Source organism: Pseudomonas sp. SJZ131 (assembly GCF_007828705.1).
Classification (GTDB): Bacteria; Pseudomonadota; Gammaproteobacteria; order Pseudomonadales; family Pseudomonadaceae; genus Aquipseudomonas; species Aquipseudomonas prosekii.
Genome location: NZ_VIVC01000002.1, coordinates 1,096,666 through 1,110,578 on the forward strand (window position 1 = coordinate 1,096,666; position 13,913 = coordinate 1,110,578).

A 13,913-nucleotide genomic window follows, 5' to 3' on the forward strand; every position below is an offset into this window, starting at 1 on the left:
TGCCTTGAGTTAGAGCGGTTTTGTAGGACAATCCGACCAGAATCGCGACCCGTTACGGGATCTTTGGAAACTGGTGGGTCAGCAAGCGACCTGATTCAGCGATGAAACACAGGTCTGCCAGGCGCAGGTGAAGTCGCGCAGGCGTCCCTGAGGCTGGAACGTCTGGCGCCAGATTCGCGCCATGCCCAGCACATCATCGGGATCGGGGAGGGGAGTGTTCTGTTGTTCGACCAGCAGCCAGGCGATGGCGGTGGCGTAACGCAGGTTTACGGTCAGTTCCAGGTGTGGGCTGCTAAGAAATGCGTGCTGGCTGGCGAGGCCTCGGACCAGGCTCGCGCGTTCCGGGTCGAGCGCCAGGTAATGGTCCCAAAGTGCCCGGTGGCGGATCTCGGCGATCCGGTACAAGCCATGGCCACGGCGGTCGTGCAGGGCTGAGCCGAGGGCTGACTGGCTGGCGGCGATGCCCAGCAGCAGGGATTCGGCAGTTGCGCTGTGGCGCCCGAGATAAATCAAGGTCGGGCGGATCACATAGCGGCACAGTTCGCTGGCAGCGATACCCATAAAGCCCTCGAAGCAAAGCCCTTGAAGCAGGAAATGGGCGGCGATACCTGAAAGGGCCTTGGCAGCGGTGGATCGACTCAGGCTCGCCGGAAGCGGATCACCCCGCTTGAGTTGAAGTGTAGTGTCATATTCGCGCTGTAAAGGTCTGTTTTTAAAATATTTCCGGCTGGCAGTTATAACCGTTATATCGGTTAGTGCTTAAGCGCTAGGGGCGAAAAGAGAAATATCAGGCAATAAAAAGCCCTGCTATTTAGGCAGGGCTTTTGTGCTTTTCAGCCTTTCTGGCGTATCAGGCAACCAGTGCCTGACGAGTACGATCGATCACGGCCTGCAGCGGTTCAGCGCTGGAGTATTGATCGGGGTACAGGCGTTCGCTGTGACGAGCGATGCCGTGTTCGTTGACCAGAGTGAAGCTGAAGCAGCCTTTGCGAGCGGCCATGATCAGGCAGTTCATTGGTGCGAAGGCGTTGGTTAGGGTGCGAATGGCATCCTGAGTATGGATTTGTGCAGACATTATTAGGTGTTCCTACAAGCGACACGGATAAGAGCCGTGCAAAATTAAAACGTTCCAGTGACGACGACCACCGTTGGTCGAACGAAGAACCCGACTGGAACAAAGCAGCCAGTTTGAAGCGCTAAAAAATTTGGCGCGCTTGGGCTGGCAGGTAGGTACTTAGGAGGGCAGGCAACACATCAAGGGCAAAGGTTCGTGGCCCGGGGTGAAGATCCTGATCAATTTGCAGGCTGGTTCGGTCAGAGTAAGTGAGCTTGGCAACACCCTTTGCTTTCATTTCAAAGGCTGTGTTGGGGCAAGTATTACCTGGAAACCATCGAGGTGGTCGATCCTGCTTTGTCGGTGGAGGCTTCTTTACGAAGGCTGACCGGGAGGATTTGTTCGACCAGAATTGACTTTCAGCTTGGTACTAACGCCGCGGATACTAACGGATTGAATTCGAGAAAGGAAGTGTGATAGCAAAAAAACTTTCTCTTCCCCACAAAACACCGCCCCTTGTAGCAGCTGGCGAAGCCTGCGTTCGGCTGCGCAGCAGTCGCCGAGTTGAGCGCCGCAGTTGATCAGGATTACCGCGTTTGCAGGTTTTACGACTGCTGCGCAGCCTAACGCAGGCTTCGCCAGCTGCTACAGGGGTATGTGTTGCTACAGGGTTATGGGTTGACCGTGGATTACCGTTGGTCGTCGCTTCGAGTCAGCTCCGGCGTGGGTTGGCCAAGGTTTATCCCCAACCCTGGCTACAAAAAACCGCGTGGATATAACCGTGTCGAAGGTACTTGTGCACATTAGTTGCGCGGGCTGTAACGCCGCTGTCACATCCGATCGAACGACAGTGGGTGCCTGTAATGAAAATTTAAGTCAATGAAAAACATCGCTTTTTTTTACTGGTGAAAAAATCGTCAGTTTGACTGCGGGCCCCATTCCATAAGGGTTTTGAAGAGTTCAAGGCGGGTTGTCCACTGAGTTATCCACAGCTTCTGTGGATTGTCCCGAGCGCTTGCTCTAGGACGGGCGTGCCGGGTTTTTTTCGACTTTACCTGTGGGAAAAAAAGAGTAGAGTGGCGCGCCTTCCGTTCTGCCCCACAGTGCTTTATGAAGTTTCGCTCAGTATCAGATCCTGTTACCGCAACACCACCCGGTGTTACCCCGCCAAAACGTTTTTCCATGCGTGTGGCCGAGTGGCTGCTCGACAGCCCGCGCCTGGGCGAAAACCTCAACGTCAAACACTTTGCCGGACGTTTGCTCAAGCAACCGGCGCGCGAAGGCGTGGTGGCTGCGCAAAGTCGGCTCGGCCAATTGATGTGCCGCGAGTGCGGCAACGCCCGCGACCGCCGCATCGGCCACGACCTGCTGCGCCAAGCCGCGCGTGCCGGTGACCGCCGCGCCTTGCGCGAACTGGGCCTGCTCGAAGACTGAGACGTACAAAGCCCGGTTGTGCAAAACCAGGTCATGCAAAACCGGGCCGTCAGTAACAAGCTGTCTAAAACCGGGCTGTGCAAGACCTGACGCCTTGGTTAACCTTCTGGCTTCATTACCTCGGCAGGAATCTTTATGGCTATGGACTTGACCAGCCTTTTGCTCGGTCTGGCGGGCGCGGCATTGCCATTGCTGGCGCTGGCCTGGCACATCCAGCGCCGGGCGAGCGCGGGGCAGGCCGGCGTGGCGCTGCTGGAAGAGCGGTTGGCCATGGTGCAACTGGCGCAGGACGGTTTGAACGCTCAGCTCGATGCCTGTCGCGATGAAATCGGCGACTTGAGCCAAGCCAACGCCGCCAAGCAGGCTGACCTCGCCGCCGTGCGCCGCGAAGTCGAACTGCTGCAAATCGAGCGCGACGATGCGCGCGACGCCGCCCACGCCTGGAACATCGAGCGCGCCGGTAAAGAAGCTGAGTTACGGCGCCTCGACGCGCAAACCGCTTCGCTCAACGCCGAACTGCGCGAACAGCAGGAAAGCCATCAACAGCGCCTCAGCGACCTTCAGGGCTCGCGCGATGAGCTGCGTGCGCAGTTCGCCGAGCTGGCGGGCAAGATCTTCGATGAGCGCGAACAGCGTTTCGCCGAAACCAGCCAACAGCGCCTCGGGCAATTGCTCGATCCGTTGAAGGAACGCATTCAGTCCTTCGAAAAACGTGTGGAAGAAAGCTATCAGTCCGAGGCGCGGGAGCGGTTTTCCCTGGCCAAGGAATTGGAGCGTTTGCAGCAGTTGAACCTGCGTTTAAGCGACGAAGCGACCAACCTTACCCGCGCGTTGAAAGGGCAGAAAACCCAAGGCAACTGGGGCGAGTTGATTCTGGAGCGGGTGCTCGAACATGCCGGCCTGGAGAAGGGCCGCGAATACCAGACGCAGGTCAATCTGAAAGGCCCGGACGGCGAGCGGTTCCAGCCGGACGTGATCATTTACCTGCCCGGCGACAAGCAAGTGGTGGTCGATTCCAAGGTCAGCCTGACGGCGTATCAGCAGTACGTTTCGGCGGAGGACGACGCGATCGGCCAGATCGCGATCAAGCAGCACGTGCTGTCGCTGCGCAATCACGTCAAAGGCTTGTCCGGCAAGGATTACAAGCGACTCGATGGCATCCACAGTCTGGATTTTGTGCTGCTGTTCGTGCCGATCGAAGCGGCGTTTTCCGCCGCGCTGCAAGCTGAGCCGACGCTGTTCCAGGACGCGTTTGACCGCAATATCGTGATCGTCAGCCCGACGACATTGTTGGCGACGCTGCGCGTTATCGACAGTTTGTGGAAGCAGGAACGGCAGAGCCAGAACGCCCGGGAAATCGCCGAGCGGGCGGGGTGGCTGTACGACAAATTTGTGCTGTTTATTCAGGATCTGGATGAAGTCGGCAATCGCTTGCAACAGCTGGACAAAGCCTACAGCTCGGCGCGCAACAAGCTGACAGAAGGGCGCGGCAACCTTGTCAGCCGCAGCGAACAACTGAAACTGCTCGGCGCCCGTGCCAGCAAAAGCCTGCCAGCGGACCTGCTGGAACGGGCAATGACCGATGTCGACGGCCTCGCCGAATTGCCCGAGTAAAGAAGGACGTCAACGCCAACACCCAAATTAAAACTATCCCCGTGGCGAGGGGGCTTGCCCCCGTTGGGGCGCGCAGCGGCCCGGTCTTGCGCAGTGACGGACGATTTTACGGCTGCTGCGCAACCGAACGGGGCAAGCCCCCTCGCCACGGGTTTAGCGCCGGTTTCCAGAATTCACAACGGCAAATGCCGACTCAACAGCGCCCGCAGCGCCGCCGGTTTCACTGGTTTCGCCAGGTAATCCAGGCCTGCCGCGTGGACTTGCGCGACCGTTTCCGGACGGCCGTCGGCGCTGATCACCACGCCGGGCACCGGCTCGCCGAGGCGGGTGCGCAGCCACGCCATCAGCTCGGTGCCGGTTTCGCCATCGTCCAAGTGATAATCCACCAGCGCCAATTGCGGACGCATGCCGTCGCCAAGCAACGTTGCGCATTCCTCGCGATTACGCGCGGTCCAGACTTGGCAACCCCAACGCGTCAGCAGGCTGTTCATGCCGATCAAAATGCTGTCCTCGTTATCGACACACAGCACCTGCGCGCCCGTCGGCAGTTTGCCGTTGAGCTCGGTGACGTTGTGCGGCAGCGCCACCTGCGCGCGGGCCAGTGGCACGCTGACGCTGAACACACTGCCGCGCCCCGGCCACGAGCGCACGCGCAAACGGTGCCCGAGCACGCGGCACAAACCGTCGGCAATCGCCAGGCCCAGCCCCAGGCCTTTCTCGGCGCGGGTCTGGTGGCTGTCGAGACGTTTGAATTCTTCGAAAATCACTTGCTGCTTATCTTCCGGAATCCCCGGGCCTCGGTCCCAGACTTCCAGGCACAACTCACCTTTGCGCCGCCGAACCCCGAGCAATACCGGGCCTTTGGCATAGCGGAACGCGTTGGTGAGGAAGTTCTGCAAGATGCGCCGCAGCAGTTTGATGTCGCTGTCGATGCGCAACGTGCTGCCGCGCAGGCGGAATTTGATGCCCTGTTCGTCGGCCAGAACCTTGAACTCGGCGCCGAGGATGTCGAACAGTTCGTTGAGCACGAACGGCTTCGGATCAGGATTGATCTTGCCGTTCTCCAGACGCGAAATATCCAGCAAATCGCTGATCAAGTCCTCGGCCGAACGCAACGACGTGTCCAGATGCTGGATCAGTTTCTGCGCCTCGGCCGACAAGCCATCGTCCTGATGCGTCAGTGCGGCGGAGAACAAACGTGCGGCGTTCAACGGCTGCATCAAGTCATGGCTGACCGCCGCGAGAAAACGGGTTTTCGACTGGTTGGCCGACTCGGCGGTGCCTTTGGCCTCGGTCAGTGCGACGTTGAGCTGCGACAGTTCGTGGGTGCGCGCGGCGACGCGTTGCTCCAGCCCTTCGTTGGCCTCGGTCAGCGCCTGCTCGGCTTCGCGGAACGCGGTGATGTCGGTGAAACTCATGACAAAACCGCCGCCGGGCATCGGGTTGCCGATCAACTCGATCACCCGGCCATTCGGAAACAACCGCTCGGAAGTGTGCGCGCGGCCCTGACGCATCCAGTGCAAACGGCGCGCAACGTGCACTTCCGCTTCACCGGGGCCACACAAACCGCGCTCGGCGTTGTGCCGAATGATGTCGGCAATCGGCCGGCCAACGCTGATCAAACCGTCCGGGTAATTGAACAGTTCCAGATAACGCCGGTTCCAGGCCACCAGTTTCAACGACTGGTCGACCACGCTGATGCCTTGGGTGATGTTCTCGATGGCGCCTTGCAGCAGCGCGCGGTTGAACTGCAAAACTTCTGACGCCTCGTCGGCGATTCGGACTACGTCCTCAAGCTGCATTTCCCGACCTTCGATGGCGGCTTTAACCACCGCACGCGTCGAAGAAGCGCCGAGTACACCGGCAAGTAAACGTTCGGTATGGGCGATCCATTCGCCATCGGCGTTCTGGTTCGGGTTGAAGCCTTTGCCCTGGCGGTAGGCGAAACGGATAAAACTCTGGCGGGCGCGTTCTTCGCCGACAAAACGCGCGGCGAGTTGCAGCAGATCGTCGATTTGCACCGCGAGCATCGAGCGTGCGCTCGGTCGGGCGCTGATCTCCTGACCGATGAAACGCCCGGCCTGCCAGTGTTCCGAAACCCGTGTGCGCGACAGCACCGAGACCCAGGCAAACAGCGTGAAGTTGGCCGCCAGGGACAACACCACGCCTTGGGTCAGCGGCGTCAGCGGCAGGTTCAGCGGGTTGCTGTGCAGCCACGCCAACCCCGGAAAACTGCTCAGTGACAAGCCGAGGCTGTGCGCGGCAATCGGCAGGATCAGCGTGTAGAACCACAGGAAGGTGCCGGCGGCGAGGCCGGCAAACACGCCGCGCCGGTTCGCCTGTTTCCAGTACAGCGCGCCGAGCATCGCCGGCGCCAGTTGGGTCACGGCGGCGAAAGCAATCTGGCCGATAGTGGCGAGGCTGGCCGTCGAGCCGAGCAGGCGATAGCTGACATAGGCCAGCAGCAAAATCACCACAATGCTCACGCGCCGCACCGACAGCATCCATTGGCGGAACACTTCGAACGGCCGCTCGGCGTTGTTTCGGCGCAGCAACCACGGCAATAGCATGTCGTTGGAAACCATGGTCGACAGCGCCACACTGGCAACAATCACCATGCCGGTGGCCGCCGAAGCGCCGCCGATAAATGCCAGCAGCGCCAGTGCCGGATGGGCCTGAGCCAGTGGCAGGCTGATCACGAAGGAGTCCGGCAGTACCGAACTTGGCAGCAACATCTGACCGGCCAAAGCGATCGGGACTACAAACAACGCGGCCAATGCCAGATAGGCCGGGAACACCCATTTCGCCAGACGCAGATCCTGCGGTTCGATGTTCTCCACCACGGTCACGTGAAACTGTCGCGGCAGGCAGATGATCGCCATCATCGCGACGCCGGTTTGCACCACCATCGACGGCCAATTGATGGTTTCTTTCCAATACTGTTCCAGGCGCGGGGCGAGCATTGCCTGGTCGAACAGGTCATCAAAACCGTCGTACAAACCGTAGGTGACGAAGGCGCCGACCGCGAGGAACGCGAACAGCTTGACCAGCGATTCGAAGGCAATCGCCAGCACCATGCCACGGTGGTGTTCGGTGGCATCGAGGTTTCGCGTGCCGAAGACGATGGTGAACAGCGCCAGCACCAGCGAGACGATCAGCGCCGTGTCCTGTGCGCGCGTGCCCATGGCGTCGGGGCCGGCGCCGATCAGCAGGTTGACGCCGAGGACGATGCCTTTGAGTTGCAGGGCGATGTAGGGAAGCACGCCAACCAGGCAGATCAACGCGACCACCACGGCCAGCGATTGCGATTTGCCGTAACGCGCGGCAATGAAGTCGGCGATGGAGGTGATGTTCTCCTGTTTGCTGATCATCACCATTTTTTGCAGAACCCACGGCGCGCACACCAGCAGCAGGATCGGCCCGAGGTAGATCGGCAGGAATGACCAGAGCTGTTCGGCGGCCTGGCCGACCGCGCCGAAGAAGGTCCAACTGGTGCAATAAACGGCCAGCGACAGGCTGTACACCCACGCACGCACGCGCGGCGGCAACGGCGTGCTGCGGCGGTCGCCGTAGAAGGCGATGGCGAACATGATGGCCATATAGGCCAGGGCAACGGCGGCGATCAGCCCGCTGGACAGCGACATGGAAACTCCAGACAAAAGACATCCGGGTGCGCGCCCGGTCCGACAGTCTCGCACGACGGCTGCGGATAGTCAGTGTCGACCAAGGTCGTGGCGTGGCGGGGTGTCGCAGGGTGTTTTTCGGGGGGCTGACGGCCTCATCGCGAGCAAGCTCGCTCCCACAGTGATTAGCGGCGAACCACGGTCCCCTGTGGGAGCGAGCTTGCTCGCGATGACGACCTCACTGACTCAACGCCATCTCAACCAACCGATGCAATTCCTCAACCTCCAGCGCCGCCGCCGAGAACAGAATGCTGAACACTGTCGGCGCCGCCAGCAGGTTGATCAGCCGGTCTACGCTCGGCAACGGTTGGTCAGGATACCGATCCAGAATCGTCTGCAATTGCCCGCCAATGATCGTCGCGCAGAACCCCGGCGTGGCGCTGCATTGCACGTCGCGCAGCATCTGGCGACCGGGCTCGGAGCTCATCTCGTCGAGATATTGCTCGGCCCACGCGCGCAAATCACCGCGCAGGCTGCCGGTGTCGGCTGGCTCGGTTTCGGGGCGCATGCGCGCGAGGGCGACGTCGGCGAGCAACGCCGACAAATCACCCCAGCGCCGATAAATCGTCGACGGCGTGACCCCCGCGCGCGTGGCGATTTGCGGCACGGTCACGGTCGCGCGGTCCTGTTCTTCGAGGAGCGCACGGACTGCCGAATGCACCGACTCTTGCACCCGGGCACTGCGGCCGCCGGGGCGTAAACCTTCTTTAATAGCCATAGGGCGGACCTTAACACAAAGAATTTGCTTTAAGCGCTAGCCAGTAGCACACTCCACAAAAGCAAATACTTAGCTTTTGCGGAGTGTGCCCATGTCTCATCCAACATCGAATCGCGTCAGTCTGTGGTTTCTGGCGGTCACGTTACTGAGTTTTCTCGCCGCGTCCACGGCGCCGACGCCGTTGTATCACTTGTATCAGCAACAGCTGCAATTTTCGGCGGCAACCCTGACGCTGATTTTCGGCGTCTACGCCTTGAGTTTGCTGGCGGCGTTGCTGACTGTCGGTTCGCTCTCGGATCACCTGGGACGCAAACCGGTGATTTTCACCGCTGTGTTACTCAACATGTTGGCGATGCTGCTGTTTATCAACGCCGACAGCGTTGCGTGGCTGATCAGCGCCCGTGTGCTTCAGGGGTTCGCCACCGGCATGGCCACGGCGGTGTTGAGCGCCGCGCTGCTCGACACCGACCGCCAGCAAGGGCCGCTGGTCAACAGCGTGGCGCCATTGCTGGGCATGGCGGTCGGCGCGATGGGGTGCGGCTTGCTCGCCGAATTTGCACCGTTGCCGTTGCAACTGACGTTTTGGCTGCTGTTCGGCTTGTTTGCGCTGCAAGCGCTGTACGTCTGGCGCCTGCCGGAAAGCGTCAGCCGCCTGTCGGGTGCGTGGGCGTCGCTGCGTCCGACCTTGCATGTGCCGGTGCAAGTGCGGCGGACTTTGTGGTCGGTGCTGCCCATCAACACCGCAGTCTGGGCGCTCGGCGGATTCTTCGCCTCGTTGGCGCCCTCGCTGGTGCACACGGCGACGGGCTCGACGTCGAACCTGATCGGCGGCGCCACCGTCGCCGCGCTGACCGTGACCGGTGCGCTGATGATCTACACCTTGCGCAATCACCCGGCGGACCAAGTGCTGCGCCTCGGCGCCAGTTTGCTCCCGGCCGGAGTGGCGCTGATCCTGATCGCCGTGCACAGCGCCAGCCTCGTGCTGTTTTTCATCGGCACATTGCTCGCCGGTTGCGGCTTTGGCGCAGGGTTCCTCGGCGCCGTGCGCAGCCTCGTACCACTGGCCTTGCCGCATGAACGGGCGGGTTTGATGTCGGCGTTTTACGTTCTGAGCTACCTGGCGTTTTGCTTGCCGTCCTTGCTCGCCGGGAGCCTGGTCCGCAGCTTCGGCCTGATCGCCACCACCGATGGTTATGGCGCGGTGCTGATCATCCTCGCCGTCGGTGCGCTGCTGGCGTTGCTGCGCGAGCGCTCGCTTAAAGTCTGTAGCGCCAACGGCCAATGATCGCTAGCCTTGCCCTCGCCACAATTCCTAGCCTCTCGCCACTATTCGACGGACCGGCCCATGAAAATCATCCGCAGCAAATCCTTCACCGCCGAACGTGCCTGGGGCGCGCTGGACATCGCCAACATGAACGGCATCACCACGCGTTTGCACTGGACTGATCAGCCGTACAAATGGCACGTCAACGGTGGCGAAGAAGTGTTCGTGGTGCTTGATGGCCAGGTGCGCATGCATTATCGCGAGGAGGGCGTGGAGCAGCAGACGTTGCTCGATGTCGGCGATATTTTCTACGCCTCGGTCGGCACCGAGCACGTCGCGCATCCACTGGGCGCGGCGCGGATTCTGGTGATCGAAACCGAGGGCAGCGTTTGACCCATATCTACACTACTTATCTGTAAAGCAGATAACAGTTAGAGATATTCCCCGTTATATAGATATTCGATTGGCTTCTATCATGGGCTCTACCTCATCAGAGGACAGGAGTTCGCCATGAATTGCCCCGACACGATTGATCCTAAGACCGTCTGTTCACGCGTCAGCAAGCCCAGCTTCAAACCTTTCAGCCATCTGCCGCGTCCCTTGGAAGCGATCCGCCAGTTCACCCCGAACTGGTTCGCCGCGACCATGGGTACCGGCGTGCTCGCCCTGGCGATGGCGCAATTGCCCGGCGCCAATCCCGTGCTGCACGTGGTCGCCGAAGGTCTGTGGCTGTTCAACATTGCACTGTTCGTATTGTTCAGCGCTGTGTACGCCGCACGCTGGGTGCTGTTTTTTGATGAAGCGCGGCGGATTTTCGGCCACTCCACGGTTTCGATGTTCTTCGGCACGATCCCGATGGGCCTCGCGACCATCATCAATGGTTTCCTGCTGTTCGGTTTGCCGCGTTGGGGCAATGGCGTGATTGCTTTCGCCGAAGTGCTGTGGTGGCTGGACGTAGCGATGTCGCTGGCCTGCGGCGTGTTGATTCCGTACCTGATGTTCACCCGCCAGGAACACAGCATCGACCAGATGACGGCAGTTTGGCTGTTGCCAGTGGTCGCCGCAGAAGTTGCAGCGGCCAGCGGTGGGCTATTGGCGCCGCACCTCGCCGAGGCGCATTCGCAGCTGGTGGTGCTGGTGACGAGCTACGTGCTCTGGGCATTTTCCCTACCGGTGGCGTTCAGCATTCTGACAATTCTGTTGCTGCGCATGGCCCTGCATAAACTCCCGCACGAAAGCATGGCGGCCTCAAGTTGGCTGGCGCTTGGTCCGATCGGCACCGGCGCGCTCGGCATGTTGCTGCTCGGCGCCGATGCTCCGGCGATCTTCGCTGCCAACGGTTTGCCAGGCATTGGCGAAATCGCCGAAGGGCTCGGGCTGGTGGCGGGGATCACGTTGTGGGGTTTTGGCCTGTGGTGGATGCTGATTGCGCTGTTGATCACCGCCCGTTACCTGCGCGCCGGCATCCCGTTCAACCTTGGCTGCTGGGGTTTTACCTTCCCGTTGGGCGTGTATTCGCTGGCGACGCTGCGACTGGCGAGCACGCTCAACCTGACATTTTTCAGTGTGTTTGGCTGCGCGTTGGTCGGGTTGTTGGCGCTGATGTGGCTGATCGTCGGCAAGCGCACCGTGCAAGGCGCGTGGCGCGGCGAGCTGTTTGTCTCGCCGTGCATTGCAGGATTAAAGCAATAACCGGCAAAGTTTAGGTAATGTGTGGCCTGGATCGGCGTGCGGTATACCAATAACAGCCTGCATCGTCACTCTTTAGCCAACATCAGGGACACACGGAAGATGAGTCATCCCTCACAGTTCAGCCTGCTTCGCACCCGGCGCTTTCTGCCGTTTTTCGTGACACAGTCCCTTGGGGCGTTCAACGACAACATCTTCAAGCAGTCGCTGATCCTCGCCATTCTGTACAAATTGACCATCGACGGTGACCGCTCGATTTGGGTCAATTTGTGCGCGTTGCTGTTTATCCTGCCGTTTTTCCTGTTCTCAGCGCTGGCCGGGCAGTTCGGCGAGAAATTCGCCAAGGACGCACTGATCCGGCTGATCAAGCTCGGCGAAATCGCGATCATGGCGGTTGGCGCGGTCGGTTTCATGTTCGATCACCTGTCGCTGATGCTGGTGGCACTGTTTGCCATGGGCACGCATTCGGCGCTGTTCGGGCCGGTGAAATACTCGATCCTGCCGCAAGCGCTGCATGAAGAAGAACTGGTCGGCGGCAACGGCCTGGTGGAAATGGGCACGTTCCTGGCGATTCTCGCCGGGACCATCGGCGCCGGGATCATGATGTCGTCGGGGCACTACGCACCGATTGTGTCGACGGCGATCATCGGCATCGCGGTGCTCGGTTACCTGGCCAGCCGCAGCATCCCGCGCGCGGCGGCCGCGTCGCCGGAAATGCGCCTCAACTGGAACATTTTTACCCAGTCGTGGGCCACGCTGAAGCTCGGTCTGGGGCAGACGCCTGCGGTGTCGCGTTCGATTGTCGGCAATTCATGGTTCTGGTTTGTCGGGGCGATTTACCTGACGCAGATCCCGGCCTACGCCAAGGAATGGATGCACGGCGACGAAACCGTGGTGACGCTGATTCTCACGGTGTTCTCGGTCGGCATCGCCCTCGGTTCGATGCTGTGCGAGAAACTCTCCGGGCGCAAAGTCGAGATCGGTCTGGTACCGTTCGGCTCGTTTGGCCTGACCGTTTTTGGGCTGCTGTTGTGGTGGCATTCCGGTGGAATTCCGGACAGCGTCACCGGCCACGGCTGGCTCGAAGTTCTGGGTTTCGGCCACACCTGGCTGGTGCTGATCGACATCCTCGGGCTCGGGGTTTTCGGAGGTTTCTACATCGTGCCGCTGTACGCGCTGATCCAGTCGCGCACCGCCGAGAATGAACGCGCGCGGGTAATTGCCGCAAACAACATTCTCAATGCGCTGTTTATGGTGGTGTCGGCGATTGTCTCGATCGTGCTGTTGAGCATGGTCAAACTGTCGATTCCGCAGCTGTTTCTGGTGGTGTCGGTGCTGAACATCGGCGTCAACGCCTACATCTTCAGCATCGTTCCCGAGTTCAGCATGCGTTTCATGATCTGGCTGCTCAGCCATTCCATGTACCGCGTCGAGCACCGCAATCTCGATCTGATTCCCGATGAAGGCGCGGCGCTGCTGGTGTGCAACCACGTTTCGTTTGTGGATGCGCTGCTGATTGGCGGCGCGGTGCGTAGGCCGATTCGCTTTGTGATGTATTACAAAATCTACAACTTGCCGGTGCTGAATTTTATCTTCCGCACCGCCGGGACTATTCCTATCGCCGGGCGTAACGAAGACATCCAGATTTACGAAAAGGCCTTCACGCGCATCGCCCAATATCTGAAGGATGGCGAGCTGGTGTGCATCTTTCCCGAGGGCAAGTTGACCGCTGACGGCGAGATCAATGAGTTCCGCGGCGGGCTGACGCGGATTCTCGAAGAGACGCCGGTGCCGGTGATTCCGTTGGCGTTGCAGGGGTTGTGGGGGAGTTTCTTCAGCCGCGATCCGGGCAAAGGGCTGTTTCGTCGGTTGTGGTCGCGGGTGACGATTGTGGCGGGGCCGGCAGTGGCGGTGGAAGTGGCTGAGCCGGCGAAATTGCAGATGTTGGTGGGGGAGTTGCGCGGCAGCGTCAGGTAGTGGGTGAATTGGATGGACCCTTCGCGGGCAAGCCTCGCTCCTACAGGTACAGGATTGTTCGCGTCTGATGCGCGAACCTGTAGGAGCGAGGTTTGCCCGCGAAGGCCATCTAATGGCTAGGTGCTAATCTTCAGCCCAACCAACCCGGCGATAATCAGCGCCACGCTGGCCAACCGGAACAGCGCCATGGATTCGCCAAACAGGATGATCCCGGCGATTACCGTGCCCACCGCGCCGACGCCAGTCCAGATCGCGTAGGCGGTGCCCAGCGGCAATTCCTTCACGGCGAGACCGAGCAAGCCCAGGCTGATCACCATGGCGCCAACGGTTAATACGGTAGGGAGAGGGCGGCTGAAGCCGTCGGTGTATTTCAGGCCAACGGCCCAGCCGACTTCAAACAGGCCAGCGAAAAACAGAATGATCCAGGACATGCGAGACCTCCATCGATTGACGGGGTCGTCCCCAGATTAATGACTCAAT

The 13,913-nt window shown here is 60.3% G+C and carries 11 protein-coding genes; 6 read left to right on the forward strand and 5 right to left on the reverse strand.

Annotated elements, in window-relative coordinates:
- Positions 1-78 precede the first annotated feature (78 nt).
- Both FBY12_RS12045 and FBY12_RS12050 read right to left on the reverse strand, forming a co-directional pair.
- Positions 79-561, reverse strand: a complete 483-nt coding sequence (locus FBY12_RS12045) for a hypothetical protein (RefSeq protein ID WP_109502369.1) — start codon at positions 559-561, stop codon at positions 79-81.
- 289 nt (positions 562-850) lie between these two features.
- Positions 851-1,075: a hypothetical protein gene (locus FBY12_RS12050; protein WP_092271247.1), complete on the reverse strand. Its 225-nt coding sequence runs from the start codon at positions 1,073-1,075 to the stop codon at positions 851-853.
- Between the two features lie 1,089 nt (positions 1,076-2,164).
- Here FBY12_RS12050 and FBY12_RS12060 point away from each other — a divergent pair.
- Positions 2,165-2,488 carry a hypothetical protein gene (locus FBY12_RS12060; protein ID WP_092271245.1) on the forward strand — a complete coding sequence of 108 codons (324 nt, stop codon included), beginning with the start codon at positions 2,165-2,167 and terminating at the stop codon, positions 2,486-2,488.
- Positions 2,489-2,737: 249 nt separating this feature from the next.
- Complete coding sequence (gene rmuC, locus FBY12_RS12065; protein ID WP_178111761.1) at positions 2,738-4,102, forward strand: DNA recombination protein RmuC; 1,365 nt, start codon at positions 2,738-2,740, stop codon at positions 4,100-4,102.
- A 173-nt stretch (positions 4,103-4,275) separates the two neighbouring features.
- Here rmuC and FBY12_RS12070 read toward each other — a convergent pair whose 3' ends face one another.
- Positions 4,276-7,746 (reverse strand): PAS domain-containing hybrid sensor histidine kinase/response regulator, encoded by a 3,471-nt coding sequence (locus tag FBY12_RS12070; RefSeq protein WP_145252978.1) that lies wholly within the window; start codon positions 7,744-7,746, stop codon positions 4,276-4,278.
- A gap of 217 nt (positions 7,747-7,963) precedes the next feature.
- Positions 7,964-8,503, reverse strand: a complete 540-nt coding sequence (locus tag FBY12_RS12075; RefSeq protein WP_145252979.1) for a TetR/AcrR family transcriptional regulator — start codon at positions 8,501-8,503, stop codon at positions 7,964-7,966.
- Between the two features lie 91 nt (positions 8,504-8,594).
- On the opposite strand from FBY12_RS12075, the gene FBY12_RS12080 reads away from it, so the two are divergent.
- From FBY12_RS12080 to FBY12_RS12095, 4 genes are all read left to right on the forward strand, one after another.
- Positions 8,595-9,788 (forward strand): MFS transporter, encoded by a 1,194-nt coding sequence (locus tag FBY12_RS12080; RefSeq protein WP_145252980.1) that lies wholly within the window; start codon positions 8,595-8,597, stop codon positions 9,786-9,788.
- A gap of 60 nt (positions 9,789-9,848) precedes the next feature.
- Complete coding sequence (locus FBY12_RS12085) at positions 9,849-10,160, forward strand: cupin (protein ID WP_145252981.1); 312 nt, start codon at positions 9,849-9,851, stop codon at positions 10,158-10,160.
- Between the two features lie 117 nt (positions 10,161-10,277).
- Positions 10,278-11,459 carry a TDT family transporter gene (locus FBY12_RS12090; protein ID WP_145252982.1) on the forward strand — a complete coding sequence of 394 codons (1,182 nt, stop codon included), beginning with the start codon at positions 10,278-10,280 and terminating at the stop codon, positions 11,457-11,459.
- Positions 11,460-11,558: 99 nt separating this feature from the next.
- Positions 11,559-13,433: an MFS transporter gene (locus FBY12_RS12095; protein WP_145252983.1), complete on the forward strand. Its 1,875-nt coding sequence runs from the start codon at positions 11,559-11,561 to the stop codon at positions 13,431-13,433.
- A 116-nt stretch (positions 13,434-13,549) separates the two neighbouring features.
- Here the strand turns inward: FBY12_RS12095 and sugE are convergent, their stop codons facing one another.
- Positions 13,550-13,864, reverse strand: coding sequence for a quaternary ammonium compound efflux SMR transporter SugE (sugE, locus tag FBY12_RS12100; protein WP_121734209.1), 315 nt, complete (start codon positions 13,862-13,864; stop codon positions 13,550-13,552).
- Positions 13,865-13,913: the final 49 nt, after the last annotated feature.